The organism is Micromonospora sp. NPDC023814, assembly GCF_040639595.1.
Lineage (GTDB): Bacteria > Actinomycetota > Actinomycetes > Mycobacteriales > Micromonosporaceae > Micromonospora.
Genome location: NZ_JBFAAF010000024.1, coordinates 1 through 18,818, shown reverse-complemented (window position 1 = coordinate 18,818; position 18,818 = coordinate 1). Strand labels below are relative to the sequence as shown.

Here is an 18,818-nt window from a genome sequence, read left to right as displayed (position 1 = left end):
CCGCCCGCGGGCGGGCGCGCGCGGGCGGGCGCGCGCGGGCGGACCGGTAACCCGGGGGCGGTCCGGCCGCCGGCTGCCTATCCTTGGCGACGACATGCAGAATCCAGCCGCACCCGCCGCAACCGATCCCGCTCGCGAGCTGCACCGCCGCCTCCGCCCCCTGATGTTCCGCGACCAGCGTCGCCTGCAACGGCGACTGGACGGGGTGCGCAGGCTCAGGGACCCGCAGCGGCGGGACGAGGCGCTCGCCGAGATCGCCGCCGACGTCGCGCGGGCCGAGGCGCGGCTGGAGAGCCGGCGCGCCGCCGTGCCGGTGGTCACCTACCCGGCCCAGCTGCCGGTCAGCGAGCGCAAGGACGACATCGCCGCCGCGATCCGCGACCACCAGGTGGTGATCGTGGCCGGCGAGACCGGCTCCGGCAAGACCACCCAGCTGCCCAAGATCTGCCTGGAGCTGGGGCGCGGGATCAACGGGCTGATCGGGCACACCCAGCCGCGCCGGCTGGCCGCGCGTACGGTGGCGGACCGGATCGCCGAGGAGCTCGGCACCGAGCTGGGCGACGTGGTCGGCTACAAGGTGCGCTTCACCGACCAGGTGAGCGACCGGAGCCTGGTCAAGCTGATGACCGACGGCATCCTGCTCGCCGAGTTGCAGACCGACCGGATGCTGCGCCAGTACGACACCCTGATCATCGACGAGGCGCACGAGCGCAGCCTCAACATCGACTTCATCCTCGGCTACCTCCGGCAGCTCCTCCCCCGCCGCCCCGACCTCAAGGTGATCATCACCTCGGCGACCATCGAGACCGAGCGGTTCGCCCGGCACTTCGCCGGGCCGCCCACCGACGACGCGCCGGACGGCGTCCCGGCGCCGGTGGTCGAGGTGTCCGGGCGCACGTACCCGGTCGAGGTGCGCTACCGGCCGCTGGTCGAGGTCGCCGAGGGCGAGGAAGACGGGGACGACGAGGAGAACGTCCGGGACCAGATCCAGGCCATCGGCGACGCCGTCGAGGAGCTGGCCGCCGAGGGGCCCGGCGACGTCCTGGTCTTCCTCAGCGGCGAGCGGGAGATCCGGGACACCGCCGACGCGCTGGGCAAGCTGGTGGAGAAGAAGCCGGCACTGCGCGGCACGGAGATCCTGCCGCTCTACGCCCGGCTCTCCACCGCCGAGCAGCACCGGGTCTTCGCCCCGCACGCCGGGCGCCGGGTGGTGCTCGCGACCAACGTCGCGGAGACCTCGCTCACCGTGCCCGGCATCAAGTACGTGGTGGACCCGGGCACGGCCCGCATCTCCCGCTACAGCAGCCGGCTCAAGGTGCAGCGGCTGCCGATCGAGCCGGTCTCGCAGGCCTCCGCCAACCAGCGCAAGGGGCGCTGCGGGCGCACCTCGGACGGCATCTGCGTCCGCCTCTACGACGAGCAGGACTTCCTGTCCCGCCCCGAGTTCACCGACCCCGAGATCCTGCGCACCAACCTCGCCTCGGTCATCCTCCAGATGACCTCGATCGGGCTCGGCGACATCGCCGCGTTCCCGTTCATCGACCCGCCGGACCGGCGCAACATCGCCGACGGCGTCAACCTGCTGCACGAGCTGGGCGCGCTGGACCCGGCCGAGACCGACCCGGCGAAGCGACTCACCCCGCTCGGCCGGCGGCTCGCCCAGCTCCCCGTCGACCCGCGGCTGGCCCGGATGGTCGTCGAGGGTGAGCGCAACGGCTGCGCCACCGAGGTGATGGTGATCGCCGCCGCGCTGTCGATCCAGGATCCCCGCGAACGGCCCGCGGACCGGCAGGCCCAGGCCGACCAGGCGCACGCCCGGTTCACCGACCGCGAGTCGGACTTCGTGACGCTGCTCAACCTGTGGCGGCACCTGCGCGAGCAGCAGCGCGAGCTGTCCTCCAGCGCGTTCCGCCGGATGTGCAAGGCGGAGTTCCTCAACTACCTGCGGGTACGCGAATGGCAGGACATCGTCAGCCAGTTGCGCCAGGTGTTGCGTACCCCCGAAGAAGGGCGACCGGCGCGGGACGCCGACGGCGGCGGCCGGCGCCGGGGCGGCGCGGACCTGCCGGAGGAGATCGACACCCCCAGGGTGCACCAGTCGCTGCTCGCCGGCCTGCTGTCGCACATCGGGCTCAAGGACGCCCAGAAGCACGAGTACCTGGGCGCGCGGGGTGCCAAGTTCGCGCTCTTCCCCGGCTCGGCGCTGTTCAGGAAGCCGCCGCGTTGGGTGATGGCCGCCGAGCTGGTGGAGACCTCCCGGCTCTGGGGCCGGGTGAACGGCCGGGTCGAGCCGGAGTGGGTCGAGCCCCTCGCCCAGCACCTGGTCAAACGCAGCTACAGCGAGCCGCACTGGGAGAAGAAGCAGGCGGCCGTGATGGCGTACGAGAAGGTGACGCTCTACGGCGTCCCGCTGGTCACCTCGCGCAAGGTCAACTTCGGCCGGATCGACCCGGCGCTGTCCCGCGAGCTGTTCATCCGGCACGCCCTGGTGGAGGGCGACTGGCAGACCCACCACCACTTCTGGCGGGACAACCAGCGGCTGCTGGCGGAGATCGAGGAACTGGAGAACCGGGCCCGCCGCCGCGACATCCTCGTCGACGACCAGACCGTCTTCGACTTCTACGACGCCCGCGTCCCGGCGGACGTGGTCTCCGGGCGGCACTTCGACGCCTGGTGGAAGAAGACCCGCCGCGAGCAGCCGGACCTGCTCACCTTCACCCGGGAGCTGCTGGTCAACGCCGGCCGCGGCGGGGTGGACGAGGCCGACTACCCCGACGAGTGGTCGGCCGACGGGGTGACCCTGCCGCTGACCTACCGGTTCGAGCCGGGCACCGCGACCGACGGCGTGACCGTCGACATCCCGCTGCCGCTGCTCAACCAGGTGCCGGCGGAGAGCTTCGACTGGCAGGTCCCCGGGCTGCGCGAGGAACTGGTGGTCGCGCTGATCCGCTCGCTGCCCAAGGCGGTGCGCCGCAACTTCGTCCCGGTGCCGGACTACGCCCGCGCGGCGCTCGCCGCGATGCCGGCCGGCGAGGAGCCGCTGCTGGACGCGCTGACCCGGCAGTTGCGCCGGATGACCGGCGTCACCGTGCCCCGCGACGCATGGGACCTCGACCGGCTCCCCGCGCACCTGCGGGTGAGCTTCCGGGTGCTCGACGAGGAGAACAAGCCGGTCGCCGAGGGCAAGGACCTGCCGGCCCTGCAACGCCAGCTCAAGGCGGAGGTACGCCAGGTGGTGGCCGCCGCCGCGCCGGACGTGGCCCGCACCGGGCTGACCGACTGGGGCATCGGCACGCTGCCGCGCACCATCGAGCAGGTCCGGGCCGGGTACGCGGTGACCGCGTACCCGGCGCTGGTGGACGAGGGCGCCACGGTCGGGGTGAAGGTGTTCGACTCGCCGGCCGAGCAGGAGGCCGCGCACTGGGCGGGCACCCGGCGGCTGCTCCGGCTGACCGTGCCGTCGCCGGCGAGGTTCCTCCAGGGGCGGCTGAGCAACGAGGCGAAGCTGGCCCTGAGCCGCAACCCGCACGGGGGTGTGCAGCAGCTCATCGACGATGCCGCCGGGGCGGCGATCGACAAGCTGATCGGCGACGCCGGCGGGCCGGCCTGGGACGCCGAGGGCTTCGCCGCCCTGCGCGAGAAGGTCCGCGCCGACCTGGTGGACACCGTGGTCGAGGTGATGGACCGGGTGCGCCGGGTGCTCGCCGCCGCGCACGCGGTGGAGCAGCGGCTCGGCAAGACCCAGAACCTGGCCGTGGTGGCGGCGTTGGCCGACATCCGGGCCCAGCTCACTGGCCTGGTGCACGCCGGCTTCGTCACCGAGACCGGGTACGCGCGCCTGCCCGACCTGCTGCGCTACCTCACGGCGGTCGAGCGGCGGCTGGACCGGCTGCCCGGCAACCCGCAGCGCGACAAGCAGCAGCAGGACCGGATCGCGGTGGTGCAGAAGGAATACCGGGACATGCTCGCCGCGCTGCCGCCGAGCCGCCGGCAGTCGGCGGCGGTCCGGCAGATCCGCTGGATGATCGAGGAGCTGCGGGTGAACGTCTTCGCCCAGGCCCTGGGCACCCCGTACCCGGTGTCGGAGCAGCGGATCTACCGCGCGATGGACGACGCCGAGGGCAGGTAGCCCCCCGTGCGGCCGGGCGACGCCGGTCTTCGTCTCCGCGACGGCCGCCGGGTGAGCCCGGCGGGGGCAGCGCGCCGACGCGGGCGGGCCGGGCGCGGCTGAGCCGGGCGGGTCAGCGCGCCGACGCGGACGCACCGCGCAGCACCCGCAGCAGCACCGGCGGGGAGAGCAGCCGCGCCGGCGGGTCGACGAGGTTGAGCACCCGCAGGAACGCCGCGCCCAGCGCCGCGTCCCGGGCCGCCGCCGCGTGCAGCCGGCCGACGTACGCGTTGACCAGGCGCACCCGCGGCGAACGCCGACCGGGCACCTCGGGGAAGCGCAGGTCGGTGCCGACCGCGATGGACCACGGGCCGTCGATCAGGCGACCCGCGCCCCGGAAGAAGCTCCGGGCGAGCCGGTCCGGCCGCCGCCGGACCAGCCGGCGCAGCAACAGCGCCTCCAGCGCGGCCACGGTCATGCCCTGCCCGTAGACCGGGTTGAAGCTGCACAACGCGTCGGCCACCACGAGGTAGCCGGCCGGGAAGCGGCGCAGCCGCTCGTAGCGGCGCCGCACGCTGGCCGGGTACCGCATCGTCACCGGCGGGCTCGCCGGCCGCGCCGTACGCAGCAGCTCGGCGATCTGCGGGGCGGCGAGGCGGTCGGCGAAGGCGGCCATCCCCTCGTCGTCGGCCGGCGGCTCCTCGCCGAGCATGCCGCTGAGCGCCACCGCGAACCGGTCCTGTTCCTGCACGGCGACGATGCCGCCCCACGGCTGGCCGGGCACGGCGTTGGTGAGCGCGCCGAGCAGCCCCTCCAGGTGGTGCGGCTCACGGCGGTAGGTGCGGGTGACGTAGGTGACCCCGATCCGGACCCGGTCCTCGGGCGCCGGCCGGTAGCCCAGCTCGGCCAGCCACACGGGGCTACGGCTGCCCCGGCCGCCGGCGTCCACCACCAGGTCGGCCTCGACGGTGTGCGGCTCCCCGTCGCGGGGGCGCAGCCGCACGCCGGTGACCCGGCGCCGATCGGCGGTGGTGGTGAGCCCCTCCGCCTCGCAGCCCGACACGATCCGGACCCCGGGCAGGGCGGCGACCCGCCGCCGGACCACCTGTTCCAGCAGCGGCCGGCTGACCCCGAAGCCGAGCAGCGGCGACGGCGCGCGCCGCATCCGGTGGCCGTCGTTGTACCAGTGGACCTGCTCGTGCAGGTCGACCGTGGGCACGCCGTTCGCGGTCAGCTCGGCGGTGATGCCGGGCAGCAGTTCCTCGAACGCCTGCCGGCCCCGGGCCAGCAGGACGTGCAACTGCCGCCCCTGCGGCACGCCCCGGCGGCTGTCCGCCCGCTCGGGCAGCACGTCGCGGTCGACGAGGGTGACCCGGTCGTACGCCTCGGTGAGTGCGCGGGCGACCAGCAGGCCGCCCATGCTGGCGCCGATCACCACGGCGCTGCCGGTTGCCATGCGGGCAGCGTAGGTCGACCGCCGGCCGGGATTCGCCTTCCGCCTTGCGCACCCGGGGTCGTCTTGTCGACGGGTTGTCCCGGCGGGTCAGAGCGGCTCGACGCCGGGCGGCAGGTCGCCGTCGGCGGTGGCGTCGCGGACGTACTCCAGCAGTATCCGGCGCAGCTCCCGGCCGGCGTGGGTGGGCACCACGTCGCGGCGCCGGGCGACCGCGATGGTCCGCCGGACGCCCGGCGGGGCCAGCCGGGTGACCCGGACGCCCGCCCGGCGGGCCACCACGATCCCGGGCACCAGCGCGATGCCCAGCCCGGCCTCGACGAAGCTCAGCACGGCGTCCATCTCGCCGCCGTCGACCGCGATGGTGGGCTCGAAGCCGGCCTCCCGGCAGGCCTGGATGGTGGCGTCGCGCAGGTCGTAGCCCTCCCGGAACATCACCATCGGCTGGTCGCGCAGGTCGCCGATGCGCAGCTGGCCGGCGTCGGGGGCGACCGGCAGCTCCTCCACCGAGGCGACCACCAGGCTCTCCCGCAGGATCGGGTCCGCGCGCAGCCCGGGATCGGTGCCCTGTGCCGGCATGATGATCAGCGCCAGGTCGAGGTCGCCGCGGAGCAGGTCGCGGACCAGGTCCTGCGAGCCGCTCTCCTCCACCCGCAGGTCGACGGTGGGATGGGCGTCGCGGAACCGGCGCAGCACCGGCGGGGCGAGCGAGGTGGCCAGGCTGGGGGTGGCGCCGAGCCGGACCCGGCCGCGCCGCAGGCCGACCAGCTCCTGCACCTCGCGGGTCGCCGTGTCCACGTCGGCGAGGATCCGCTTGGCCAGCGGAAGCAGCACCTCCCCCGCCGCGGTCAGCGCGATGTTGCCCCTTACCCGCTCGAAGAGGGGGGCGCCGAGGGCGTCCTCCAGGGCGTGAATTTGCTTACTCAAGGAGGGTTGCGTGATGCCCACCAGATCGGCAGCTTGGGTGAAATGCCGGACTTCGGCGACCGCGACGAAGTACTTCAGCTGATGGAGCTGCATCTACATAGCCTATAGCTATCAAGACTGCGGGGTCGATGCATTGGACGACTGATCCATGTGCTCCTAGCGTCGATCGGGTGGTAGTCACGAGAACTCGGTCGCCCATCCGCTCCAACGTCGGCCTCAAGGCCGTCATGGCGGTGACGGGCATCATCCTGGTGCTGTTCCTCATCCTGCACATGCTCGGCAACCTGAAGGTGTTCACGGGGGAGACCTCGTTCGACCACTACGCGCACTGGCTGCGCGACATCGGCAAGCCGATGCTGCCGGGCGTCTGGTTCCTGTGGATCCAGCGCGGCGCGCTGACCGTCGCCGTCGTGGCGCACATCGCCGCCGCCACCGCCCTGGCCCGGCGCTCCCGCGCCGCCCGCCCCGTCCGGTACGCGCACCGCCCGAAGGTCCAGGGCAGCTACGCGGCCCGCACCATGCGCTGGGGCGGGGTGATCATCCTGCTCTTCGTGATCTACCACCTGCTCGACCTGACCACCGGCCATCTGAACCCGGTCGGCGACCCGACGAAGCCGTACGCCAGCGTCGTCGCCGACTTCGCGCCGGAGCGCTGGTACGTCACGCTCTTCTACACCCTGGCGATCGTCGCGCTGGGCTTCCACCTGCGGCACGGGGCGTTCAGCGCGTTCCGCAGCCTGGGGCAGCAGACCCCGAAGGGCGAGCGCCGGGCGCGCACCGCCGCGCTGGTCTTCGCCGTCGCGCTCTGCGCCGGCTTCCTGGTGGTCCCGTTCGCCGTACTCACCGGATTGGTGTCCTGACATGGATCTCTACACCGAGGGCGACCCGATCGCCGACACCAAGGCTCCCGAGGGCCCGATCGAGACCCGCTGGGACCGCCGCCGCTTCGAGGCCAAGCTGGTCAACCCGGCCAACCGCCGGAAGATGACCGTGATCGTGGTCGGCACCGGCCTGGCCGGCGGCTCGGCCGCCGCCACGCTCGCCGAGCAGGGCTACCGGGTCAAGTCCTACTGCTACCAGGACAGCCCGCGCCGGGCGCACTCCATCGCCGCGCAGGGCGGCATCAACGCCGCCAAGAACTACCGCAACGACGGCGACTCGGTGCACCGGCTCTTCTACGACACCGTCAAGGGCGGCGACTTCCGGTCCCGGGAGTCGAACGTGCACCGGCTGGCCGAGGTCTCGGTCAACATCATCGACCAGTGCGTCGCCCAGGGCGTCCCGTTCGCCCGCGAGTACGGCGGCCTGCTGGACACCCGCTCCTTCGGCGGCGCGCAGGTGCAGCGCACCTTCTACGCCCGGGGCCAGACGGGTCAGCAGCTGCTGCTCGGCGCGTACCAGGCGCTGGAGCGGCAGATCGGCCTCGGCAACGTCGAGATGAACGCCCGGCACGAGATGCTGGAGCTGATCGTCGTCGACGGCAAGGCCCGGGGCATCGTCGTCCGGGACATGGTCACCGGCGAGATCACCACGGAGTTCGCGGACGCGGTCGTGCTCGCCTCCGGCGGCTACGGCAACGTCTTCTACCTCTCCACCAACGCCAAGGGCTGCAACGTCACCGCCACCTGGCGGGCGCACCGCAAGGGCGCGTACTTCGCCAACCCCTGCTACACGCAGATCCACCCGACCTGCATCCCGGTCTCCGGCGACCACCAGTCGAAGCTGACCCTGATGAGCGAGTCGCTGCGCAACGACGGCCGGGTCTGGGTGCCCAAGGCCAAGGGCGACACCCGCAGCCCGAAGGACATCCCCGAGGACGAGCGGGACTACTACCTGGAGCGGATCTACCCCTCCTTCGGCAACCTGGTCCCCCGGGACATCGCCTCCCGCGCCGCCAAGAACGTGTGCGACGAGGGACGCGGCGTCGGCCAGACGGGGCTCGGCGTCTACCTGGACTTCGCCGACGCGATCAACCGGCTCGGCCGCAAGGCCATCGAGGCCAAGTACGGCAACCTCTTCGAGATGTACGAGCGGATCACCGGCGAGGACCCGTACGAGGTCCCGATGCGGATCTACCCCGCCGTGCACTACACGATGGGCGGTCTCTGGGTCGACTACGACCTCCAGTCGACCATCCCGGGCCTGTTCGTGGTCGGCGAGGCGAACTTCTCCGACCACGGCGCGAACCGGCTCGGCGCCTCGGCGCTGATGCAGGGCCTGGCCGACGGCTACTTCGTGCTGCCGAACACCATCGCCAACTACCTGGCGGCCGGGCCGTTCGACAAGGTCGACGCCAGCCACCCGGCGGCCGTGCAGGCGCGCGCCGACGTCGAGGACCGCATCCAGCGGCTGCTGGCGGTCGACGGCGACCGGACCGTCGACTCGTTCCACCGCGAGCTGGGCCAGATCATGTGGGAGCACTGCGGCATGGAGCGCAGCGCGACCGGGCTGCGCAAGGCGATCGACGAGATCCGCGCCCTGCGCGACCAGTTCTGGCAGCGGGTCCGGGTGCCGGGCAACGGCGAGGGGCTCAACCAGTCGCTGGAGAAGGCCGGCCGGGTCGCCGACTTCTTCGAGCTGGCCGAGCTGATGTGCATCGACGCCCTGCACCGCGAGGAGTCCTGCGGCGGCCACTTCCGGGCCGAGCACCAGACGCCCGACGGCGAGGCGGAACGCGACGACGAGCGGTTCGCGTACGTCGCGGCCTGGGAGTTCACCGCCACCGGCGAGCCCTCGGTGCTGCACAAGGAAGACCTGAAGTTCGAATACGTCCACCCCACGCAGCGGAGCTACAAGTGAACCTGACCCTGCGCATCTGGCGCCAGTCCGGCCCCGAGGACAAGGGTCGGATGGTGACCTACAAGGTCGACGACGTCTCCCCGGACATGTCGTTCCTGGAGATGCTCGACGTGCTCAACGAGCGGCTGATCCTCGCCGGCGAGGAGCCGGTGGCGTTCGACCACGACTGCCGCGAGGGCATCTGCGGCATGTGCGGCCTGATGATCAACGGCAACGCGCACGGGCCGCAGCGCGGCACCACCGCCTGCCAGCTGCACATGCGGCAGTTCTCGGACGGCGACACGATCGACATCGAGCCGTGGCGGGCCCGGGCGTTCCCGGTCATCAAGGACCTGGTGGTCAACCGGGGCGCGTTCGACAAGATCATCGCGGCCGGCGGCTACATCACCGCGCCGACCGGCAGCGCCCCCGAGGCACACTCCACCCCGGTCGCCAAGGCCAACGCCGACGCCGCCTTCGAGGCGGCCGAGTGCATCGGCTGCGGCGCCTGCGTGGCCGCCTGCCCCAACGGCTCCGGCATGCTCTTCACCGCCGCCAAGATCACCCAGCTCTCACTGCTGCCGCAGGGCCAGCCGGAGCGCTACACCCGGGTGATCGGCATGGTCGACGCGCACGACGAGGCCGGCTTCGGCGGCTGCACCAACGCCGGTGAGTGCACCGTGGTCTGCCCGAAGGGCATCCCGCTGAACACGATCGGCCGACTCAACCGCGACTACCTGATGGCCACCTCGAAGCGGGGCGACAACACCCCCGGCGCCTGACCCTTCCGGCAGCACACCGACGGCGGGCCGTCGCACCCCTGCGGGTGCGGCGGCCCGCCCGCTTTCCGGCGCTCGCCTGCCCGACATCCCCTCGCGGCCCGTCCCCTCGCAGCCCGTCCCCTCGCGGCCCGTCCCCTCGCAGCCCGTCCCCTCGCGGCCCGTCCCCTCGCAGCCCGTCCCCTCGCGGCCCGTCCCCTCGCAGCCCGTCCCCTCGCGGCCGTTCCCTCGCAGCCCGTCCCCTCGTGGTCGGTCCGTCGGCCCGCCTCGCGGCCGGTCCTGTCGGCCCGCCGGCCCGGCCCGGCGGTCGCCCCCGAGCCGCCAACGCCCCTCGCCGACGGCGGGACGCCCGTCGACCGCCTTCAGCGCCGGGCCGGTTCCATCGCGCCGGTTCGGCCGGATGGGCAACCTCGCCGGCACTGTCGAGCTGCCCCGTCCATAGGACCGCCGCCGGGCCGGCCGCCGTCCCGGCCACAACACCACTGCCGAAGCCCGCCGACGTCACGCCCGCAGCCCCACTACCGACACCCACCGCACGCCCGCAGCAACAGCGCCGGTGCCCCCGCCGCCACGCCGGCAACACCCCGCCAGGCCGCCCGTCGTCACGCCCCGACACCGGCACGCTCCATCGCCGGCGTCCGGGGCAATCCGTGCCCCTGCCGGCGCCCGGTCGCATCCGGCCCGGCCGCCTCATCCCCCGGCGCAGTTCGACAGCGACCACACTGCCCGACCGCGAGCCACGCTGCCCCGTCCCGTGGGGCAGCTCGACAGCGACCGCAGTGCCCGTCCGCCAGCCACGCTGCTCCGTCCCGTGGGGCAGCTCGACAGCGTCCACGCGCCCCACCTCACCACCCGCCGCGGCCACCGGGGCCGGACAGCCGCCCAGCCGCGCCCGCGCCCCGCCCGATGGGGCAGCTCGACAGCGACCGCACCTCCGCCACCCCGCCCACCCCGCCCACCCCGCCCACCCCGCCGCCGGTCGTGGCCCGGCGGCAGGCGGGTCCGGCTCAGGCCCCGGTTCAAGCCGGCGTGGGCGGGTAGCAGTCCACCGGAGGACGCGAGAGGGGACGTCGGGACATGAAGGCACTGACCTGGCAGGGCAAGCGGGACGTACGGGTCGAGGAGGTGCCGGATCCACGGATCGAGGAGCCGACCGATGCGATCGTCCGGATCACCTCGACCGCCATCTGCGGCTCCGACCTGCACCTCTACGAGGTGCTCGGGCCGTACCTCAAGCCCGGCGACGTCCTCGGCCACGAGCCGATGGGCATCGTCGAGGAGGTTGGCCCGGGGGTGACCCGACTCAAGCCGGGCGACCGGGTGGTGGTGCCGTTCAACATCTCCTGCGGCACCTGCTGGATGTGCCAGCGGCAGCTCTACGCCCAGTGCGAGACCACCCAGGTGACGTCCGAGGGCAAGGGCGCCGCGCTGTTCGGCTACACCTCGCTCTACGGCTCGGTGCCCGGCGGGCAGGCGGAGTACCTGCGGGTGCCGCACGCCCAGTTCGGCCCGATCAAGGTGCCGGAGACCGGGCCCGACGAGCGGTGGCTCTACCTGTCCGACATCCTGCCGACGGCGTGGCAGGCGGTGAAGTACGCGGACACCCCGCGCGGCGGCACCCTCGCCGTCTTCGGGCTCGGCCCGGTCGGCCAGTTCTGCGCGCGCGTCGGCCGGCACCTCGGCGCCGACCGGGTGATCGGGCTGGACCTGGTTCCGGAGCGGCTGGCGATGGCGCGCCGGCACGGCATCGAGGTGCTCGACGTCAGCGAGCTGGACGACGTGCCCGGTGCGCTGATCGACCTGGTGGACGGGCGCGGCCCCGACGCGGTGATCGACGCCGTCGGCATGGAGGCGCACGGCGCCCCCGTCGGAAAGCTCGCCCAGACCGCCGCGGGGCTGCTGCCCGACAAACTCGCCCAGACCATGATCGACAAGGCCGGCGTCGACCGGCTCGTCGTGCTCAAGGCGGCGCTCAAGGCGGTCCGGCGCGGTGGCACCGTCTCCGTCTCCGGGGTGTACGGCGGCGAGGTGGACCCGATGCCGCTGATGGAGATGTTCGACCGGGGCATCCAGTTGCGGATGGGCCAGTGCCACGTGCGTCGGTGGACCGACGAGATCATCCCGCTGCTCTCCGACGACGACCCGCTGGGCGTGGCGGACCTGCGCACCCACCGGGTGCCGCTGGCGCAGGCGCCGCAGGCGTACGAGATGTTCCAGAAGAAGCGGGACGGCTGCGTCAAGGTCGTGCTCGCGCCGTGAGCCGGACGGTGGTCGTCACCGGCGCGACCAGCGGCATCGGCCGGGCGAGCGCGTCGTGGGATCACCGGCGTCGATCGTTTCGCCTAGGGTGGTGGGCCGGAGAGCACGGCCGACCACCACGACGGGAGAGACGATTGACCATCCGGGTGAACCGCAGGACCGCGCTGGGACTCGGCACGGTGGCCACCGCCGGGACGGTGCTCGGCGCCGCCGCGCCGGCGTCCGCCGCCCCCGAGGTCACCGAGCCGGCTCCGGCCACACCCCGGCAGGCCGCCCGTCGGGTCGCCGCGAGTTACGCGCGGGAGACCGACCGCGCCGGCGGCAACTGGCAGGCGTACGTCAGCGTCGCCGACCCGGCCGGCGAGCCGGCGGTGGCGGTGGCCGACGAGCCGGACCGGCGGATCGAGGCGTACAGCGTCAACAAGATCGCGGTGGCGACGGCGGTGCTGGACAAGGTCGACCGGGGGCTGCTGGCGCTCGACCAGCGGGTCGAGGTCACCGCCGCGATCGTGGTGCCCGGCGGGGACGGCATGTTCAGCCTGGACGGCGCCTACCCCAGCTCGGTGACGCTCGGCCACGCGCTGGCCAACCTGTTGACCGTCTCCGACGACACGGCGGTGCGGCTGTGCGGCCTGGTCTGCCCCGCCGCCGAACTCAACCAGATCCTGCGGGACAAGGGCTTCCCGAACACGCAGGTGCAGCCGGTGGCCAACCCGAACCGGTTCTTCCTCGGCACCAGCACCCCCCGGGAGACCCACGACCTGCTGCGCGCCCTGGTGGGCGGCACCCTGCTCTCGCCGGCCGCCACGGCCTTCGTGCTGCGGCTGCTGCGGGCCCCCGTCGCGTACACCGACGGGGTCCGGCGCGTCATGTCCTCGGCCGAGCGGGCCCGGATCGCCACCAAGGCCGGCTGGTTCGCCGACGCCCGGCACGAGGCCGGGGTGATCTTCGACGCGGCCGGCGCGCCCCTGCTGACGTACGCCCTCTTCGCCGACGGGCAGGCCGGCGCCGACGACTACGGCGCCACCCATCCCGCCGTCGAGGCCCGGGCCCGGATGGGCCGGCGTTTCCTCGCCGCGGTCGACCGCCTCACCGGCGCCGGCGCCACCCACCGCCCGGCCGTGCAGCGGCCCAGCAACGGCGGCTGAGCCGCCGCGCGGCGCGGGTGGCCCCGGCCGGCGTGCGACGGGGGCCACCCTGACCGCCCGCAGACCCGCCGAGGACCCGGCTACCGTGTACGACGGGACACGGCGGAGGGACGGCGATGGGCGCACCAGCGGAACGCGCGGGACTCGACCGGGCGCTGGGGCGCCAGCTACGCGGGGCGGCCGGGCTGGCCGCGCTGGCCGCGCTGGCGTGGGTGGCCCGGGACGTGCCGGCGGCGCTCGGCGGCCGGCTCACCGGCGCGCGGGCGGAGCGGGCGGCGCGCTCGCCGCAGTTCCGCGACGGCACCTTCCACAACCCCGGTGGCGCCCGCTCGATGCCCGGCGCGCCCGACCGGGGCCTGATCCGTGAGTTGATCTTCGGCAAGCAGAAGCGCCGCCCGAGCGCCCCCGTGCCGCTGCTGCGCCCGAGCGCCGCCCCGGCCACCGACGTCGCGCGCGAGCTGAACGTCGTCTGGTACGGCCACGCCTCCGCGCTGATCGAGATCGAGGGCCACAAGGTGCTGATCGACCCGGTGTGGAGCGAGCGGTGCTCGCCGTCGGCCCTGGTCGGCCCCCGCCGCCTGCACGAGATGCCGGTCCGCCTCGACGAGCTGCCCCCGGTCGACGCGATCCTGATCTCGCACGACCACTACGACCACCTCGACATGGCGACCGTCCGGGCGCTGACCGACCTCCAGTCGGCGCCGTTCCTGGTGCCGCTCGGGGTGGGCGCGCACCTGGACCGCTGGGGCGTCCCGGCGGCGCGGATCGTCGAGCTGGACTGGTCCGAGAGCCACCGGGTGGCCGGGCTGGAGATCACCGCCACCGCCGCCCAGCACTTCTCCGGCCGGGGGCTGCGCCGCGACGGCACGCTGTGGGGCTCCTGGGTGGTGGCCGGCGCGCACCGGAAGGTCTTCTACACCGGCGACTCCGGCTACTTCGACGGCTACGCGGCGATCGGCGCGGAGCACGGGCCGTTCGACGTCACGCTGATGCAGATCGGCGCGTACGACCGGGCCTGGCCGAGCATCCACATGTTTCCCGAGGAGGCCGTCGCCGCCCACCTCGACCTGCGCGGCGGGCTGCTCGTCCCCGTGCACTGGGCGACGTTCAACCTCGCCCTGCACGACTGGTCGGAGCCGGTGGACCGGATCTGGGCCGAGGCGAAGGCCCGCGACGTGCGGCTCGCCGTGCCCCGCCCCGGCGAGCGGGTGGTGGTGGACGACCCGCCGGCCGTCGACGGCTGGTGGCAGGCCGTCGCCTGACCGTCCTCAGAGGACGAACGCGTCGGTCCAGAGCGCGCCGGAGCGGCCCGACAGGGAGTCCAGCATGGCGACCGCCTGGCCGTCGGTGAGCTGGGCGACGAAGTCGACGATCGCCCGGCCGCGGGCCTTGCCGAGCCGGTCCGGCGTACGCGGGTGCAGCTCCGCCTCGGCCAGCTCCACCAGGTCGTGCAGGCGGCGCGGCAGCCGGGACTCCTCCTCGGGGTCGAGCAGCCAGTCCAGCAGCGCCTCCACCAGGGTGCCCAGCAGCCGGGCCTGCCCGCGCTGGTGCAGGGCCAGGTCGGGCCGGGCCAGCACGAACCGGTGGTGGACGAACTTGAGCACCTGCACCTCGTGCCACTGCGCCGGGGCGAGCAGCACGTGGCCGGAGCGGACCGAGGGCTGCTCGACCACCGTGATCGCGTCGACGAAGCGGGTGGTCCAGCGGGCGGAGAAGCGGGCCACGTACTGCTCCGCCTCGATGGAGCCGTCGAAGGGCATCGCCAGCAGCCCCTCCACCAGCTCCTCGCGGACGTGCTCGACGGCGGCGGCGAACGCCTCGTCGTCGGCAATCCAGGCGTCCTTGCGGTGCAGTTGCCGGCGCAGCCGCTCGATCGCCGAGCCGGGCCGGCGGGCCGCGGCGGTCAGGGCCGCGTCGGTGATGGCCCGGAAGTGCCCGCTCTCGCGCTGCCAGGCCATCAGCTCGGCGGAGACCGCGCCCTGCTGGAGCACCCCGACGCGGTAGAAGTCCTCCACGTCGTGGATCGCGTACGCAATGTCGTCCGCCGTGTCCATCACCGACGCCTCGACGGTCTGCTGCCAGTCGGGAATCCGGCCGACGAACGGCTCCCGGGCCTGCCGCAGGTCGTCGACCTCCGTCCGGTACGCGCCAAACTTCGAGGAGCCGCTGCCGGGGTCGTCGGGCGGCGGGGTGGCGCCGCGCGGCGGCGGGTCCAGCAGCCGGGGGTGCGGGTCCGGGTGGTCCAGGCGCGTCCACGGGTACTTCAGCATGGCCGCCCGCACCGCCGCCGTGAGGTCCAGGCCGGTGGTCGCCGCGCCGCGGATCTCGGTGCTGGTGACGATCCGGTACGACTGGGCGTTGCCCTCGAAGCCGTCGGTGAGCCCGAGCCGCTGCCGGGCCAGCCGGTCCAGCACCCGCTCCCCCAGGTGCCCGAACGGCGGGTGGCCGAGGTCGTGCGCGAGGGCGGCGGCCTCCACCACGTCCGGGTCGCAGCCGCCCAGCTTCTCCAGCAGGTCGCGGTGCTCGCCGTCGGCCGTGAGCCGCTCGGCGATCGCGCGTGCCACCTGGGCGACCTTGAGGCTGTGGGTCAGCCGGTTGTGCACCAGCAGGCCGGAGCCGCCGGGGCTGACCACCTGGGTCACACCGTTCAGCCGGGCGAAGAACGGCGAGGCCACGATCCGGTCCCGGTCGGCCCGGAAGGGGCTGGCGGCAAGGTCGCCGAGGGCCCGGGCGCTGCCGCCGAAGAGCCGCCGGGCCCGCGGGTCCGCGGGAGGTTCCATGATCGCCACGCTAGCGCAGCGTGGGCCGGAACGGCGCACGCCCGCCGGTTCGGTAGCCGGCGGCGCACCGGCCGCGGCGTCGCGGGCGAGGCGGGTGTAAGGAAGGGCCCCTTCCTCTACCCAGGCGATAACAAGGTGCCCTTCCTTACACCCGACGCGCCGGGGCGGGGGCGGCGACGGCAGTCGGTGGGGGCCGGCACAATGCTCAGCGGAACCCACACCGAAGGCGGATCGAGATCGTGACCCTCTCTGTTCATCAGCGGATCGCCGAGGAGCTCGGCGTCGCCGAGCGTCAGGTACGGGCGGCCGTGGAGCTGCTCGACGGCGGCGCCACCGTGCCGTTCATCGCCCGCTACCGCAAGGAGGCCACCGGCCTGCTCGACGACACCCAGCTGCGTACCCTGGAGGAACGGCTGCGCTACCTGCGCGAGCTGGACGAGCGGCGCGCGGCGGTGCTGGAGTCGATCCGCGGCCAGGGCAAGCTCGACGAGGCCCTGGAAGCGCAGATCATGGCGGCCGACTCGAAGTCCCGCCTGGAGGACATCTACCTGCCCTACAAGCCCAAGCGGCGGACGCGGGCGCAGATCGCCCGCGAGGCGGGGCTGGAGCCGCTCGCCGAGTCGCTGCTGGCCGACCCGTCCCGGGATCCCCGCGAGGCCGCCGCCGGCTACGTCGACGCGGACCGGGGGGTCGCGGACCCCGCCGCCGCCCTGGAGGGCGCCCGTGCCATCCTCATCGAGCGGTTCGCCGAGGACGCCGACCTGATCGGCACGCTGCGCGAGCAGATGTGGTCGCGGGGCCGCCTCGTCTCGCGGGTACGCGACGGCCAGGAGTCGGCCGGCGCGAAGTTCGCCGACTACTTCGACTTCGCCGAGCCGTACCCGAAGCTGCCCTCGCACCGGATCCTCGCCATGTTCCGGGGCGAGAAGGAGGGCGTGCTCGACCTGACCATGGAGCCCGAGGAGGCCGGCGAGGCCGACGCGGCGCCGACCGGGCCGAGCCGCTACGAGGCGGCGATCGCCGGCCGGTTCGGCGTCACCGACAAGGGCCGGCCGGCCGACCGGTGGCTGGCCGACACGGTGCGCTGGGCCTGGCGCACCCGGATCCTCATCCACCTCGGCGCCGACCTGCGGATGCGGCTGTGGCAGGCGGCCGAGGAGGAGGCGGTGCGGGTCTTCGCCACCAACCTGCGCGACCTGCTGCTCGCCGCGCCCGCCGGCACCCGGCCCACGATGGGGCTGGACCCGGGCCTGCGCACCGGCGTGAAGGTCGCCGTGGTGGACGCCACCGGCAAGGTGGTCGCCACCGACACGATCTACCCGCACGAGCCGCGCCGGCAGTGGGACGCCTCGATCGAGACCCTGGCCCGGCTCGCCGGCGCGCACGGCGTCGAGCTGGTCGCCATCGGCAACGGCACCGCCAGCCGGGAGACGGACAAGCTGGCCGGGGAGCTGATCAAGCGGCACCCGCAGCTCAACCTGACCAAGGTGGTGGTCTCCGAGGCCGGGGCGTCGGTCTACTCCGCGTCCGCGTACGCCGCCCAGGAGCTGCCCGGGCTGGACGTCTCGCTGCGCGGCGCGGTCTCCATCGCGCGCCGCCTGCAGGATCCGCTCGCCGAGCTGGTCAAGATCGACCCGCGCTCGATCGGCGTCGGCCAGTACCAGCACGACCTGTCGGAGGTGAAGCTCTCCCGGTCGCTGGACGCGGTGGTCGAGGACTGCGTCAACGCGGTCGGGGTCGACGTCAACACCGCCTCCGCGCCGCTGCTGACCCGGGTGTCGGGCATCGGCGCCGGGCTGGCGGAGAACATCGTGCTGCACCGCGACGCCAACGGGCCGTTCCGCACCCGGGCCGAGCTGAAGAAGGTCCCCCGGCTCGGGCCGAAGGCGTTCGAACAGTGCGCGGGCTTCCTGCGGATCCCGGGCGGCGACGACCCGCTGGACTCGTCCAGCGTGCACCCGGAGGCGTACCCGGTGGTGCGCCGGATCCTGGCCAGCACCGGGCAGGACGTGCGCTCCCTGATCGGCAGGAGCACGATCCTGCGCGGGCTGCGGGCCACCGACTTCGTCGACGACACCTTCGGCCTGCCCACCGTCACGGACATCCTGGCCGAGCTGGAGAAGCCGGGCCGCGACCCCCGGCCGGAGTTCCGCACCGCCACCTTCGTGGAGGGCGTGGAGAAGATCAGCGACCTGACGCCGGGGATGGTGCTGGAGGGCGTGGTCACCAACGTGGCCGCGTTCGGCGCGTTCGTGGACGTCGGGGTCCACCAGGACGGCCTCGTGCACGTCTCTGCCATGTCCCGGACGTTCGTGAAGGACCCGCGCGAGGTGGTCAAGTCCGGCGACGTGGTCCGGGTCAAGGTGCTCGACGTCGACGTGCCCCGCAAGCGGATCTCGCTCACCCTCCGGCTGGAGGACGACGCGGAGGCCGGCGCCGGTCGCGGCGGTCCGGAGGGCGGCCGCCGCGAGCGCGGTGGGCAGGGCGGGCCGCGCGGCGACCGGGGCGGCCGGGACGGCGGCCACGGCGGTGGGCAGGGCGGCCGGGACGGCGGTGGGCAGGGCGGCCGCGGCGGGCGCGGCGGAT

At 73.9% G+C, this 18,818-nt stretch carries 11 protein-coding genes; 8 read left to right on the top strand and 3 right to left on the bottom strand.

Annotated features, from left to right (window positions below; all coding sequences use genetic code 11):
* Positions 1-94: 94 nt before the first annotated feature.
* A complete protein-coding gene (gene hrpA, locus AB0G14_RS15130; RefSeq protein WP_357697580.1) occupies positions 95-4,129 on the top strand; it encodes an ATP-dependent RNA helicase HrpA in 4,035 nt (1,344 codons plus the stop codon).
* A gap of 112 nt (positions 4,130-4,241) precedes the next feature.
* Here the strand turns inward: hrpA and AB0G14_RS15125 are convergent, their stop codons facing one another.
* Together AB0G14_RS15125 and AB0G14_RS15120 are read right to left on the bottom strand one after the other, a co-directional pair.
* Positions 4,242-5,564 (bottom strand): FAD-dependent monooxygenase, encoded by a 1,323-nt coding sequence (locus tag AB0G14_RS15125; RefSeq protein WP_357697578.1) that lies wholly within the window; start codon positions 5,562-5,564, stop codon positions 4,242-4,244.
* An 87-nt stretch (positions 5,565-5,651) separates the two neighbouring features.
* On the bottom strand, positions 5,652-6,581 hold the full coding sequence (locus AB0G14_RS15120) for a LysR family transcriptional regulator (RefSeq protein WP_357697576.1): 930 nt from the start codon (positions 6,579-6,581) through the stop codon (positions 5,652-5,654).
* A gap of 77 nt (positions 6,582-6,658) precedes the next feature.
* On the opposite strand from AB0G14_RS15120, the gene AB0G14_RS15115 reads away from it, so the two are divergent.
* From AB0G14_RS15115 to AB0G14_RS15090, 6 genes are all read left to right on the top strand, one after another.
* Positions 6,659-7,348, top strand: a complete 690-nt coding sequence (locus tag AB0G14_RS15115) for a succinate dehydrogenase cytochrome b subunit (protein ID WP_357697574.1) — start codon at positions 6,659-6,661, stop codon at positions 7,346-7,348.
* Between the two features lies 1 nt (position 7,349).
* Positions 7,350-9,287, top strand: coding sequence for a fumarate reductase/succinate dehydrogenase flavoprotein subunit (locus AB0G14_RS15110; protein ID WP_357697572.1), 1,938 nt, complete (start codon positions 7,350-7,352; stop codon positions 9,285-9,287).
* Positions 9,284-10,048: a succinate dehydrogenase/fumarate reductase iron-sulfur subunit gene (locus AB0G14_RS15105; RefSeq protein ID WP_350706426.1), complete on the top strand. Its 765-nt coding sequence runs from the start codon at positions 9,284-9,286 to the stop codon at positions 10,046-10,048. Before AB0G14_RS15110 ends, AB0G14_RS15105 begins: the two co-directional genes overlap by 4 nt.
* Before the next feature lie 1,074 nt (positions 10,049-11,122).
* Positions 11,123-12,304 carry a zinc-dependent alcohol dehydrogenase gene (locus AB0G14_RS15100; protein WP_357697570.1) on the top strand — a complete coding sequence of 394 codons (1,182 nt, stop codon included), beginning with the start codon at positions 11,123-11,125 and terminating at the stop codon, positions 12,302-12,304.
* A gap of 134 nt (positions 12,305-12,438) precedes the next feature.
* Positions 12,439-13,452: a serine hydrolase gene (locus AB0G14_RS15095; RefSeq protein WP_357697568.1), complete on the top strand. Its 1,014-nt coding sequence runs from the start codon at positions 12,439-12,441 to the stop codon at positions 13,450-13,452.
* 116 nt (positions 13,453-13,568) lie between these two features.
* A complete protein-coding gene (locus tag AB0G14_RS15090; protein ID WP_357697566.1) occupies positions 13,569-14,714 on the top strand; it encodes an MBL fold metallo-hydrolase in 1,146 nt (381 codons plus the stop codon).
* Positions 14,715-14,720: 6 nt separating this feature from the next.
* Here the strand turns inward: AB0G14_RS15090 and dgt are convergent, their stop codons facing one another.
* Positions 14,721-16,232 carry a dGTP triphosphohydrolase gene (gene dgt / locus AB0G14_RS15085; RefSeq protein WP_350706438.1) on the bottom strand — a complete coding sequence of 504 codons (1,512 nt, stop codon included), beginning with the start codon at positions 16,230-16,232 and terminating at the stop codon, positions 14,721-14,723.
* A gap of 239 nt (positions 16,233-16,471) precedes the next feature.
* Between dgt and AB0G14_RS15080 the strand changes: the two genes are divergently transcribed.
* On the top strand, positions 16,472-18,818 hold a 2,347-nt coding region (locus AB0G14_RS15080; protein ID WP_357697563.1), incomplete at its 3' end, for a Tex family protein.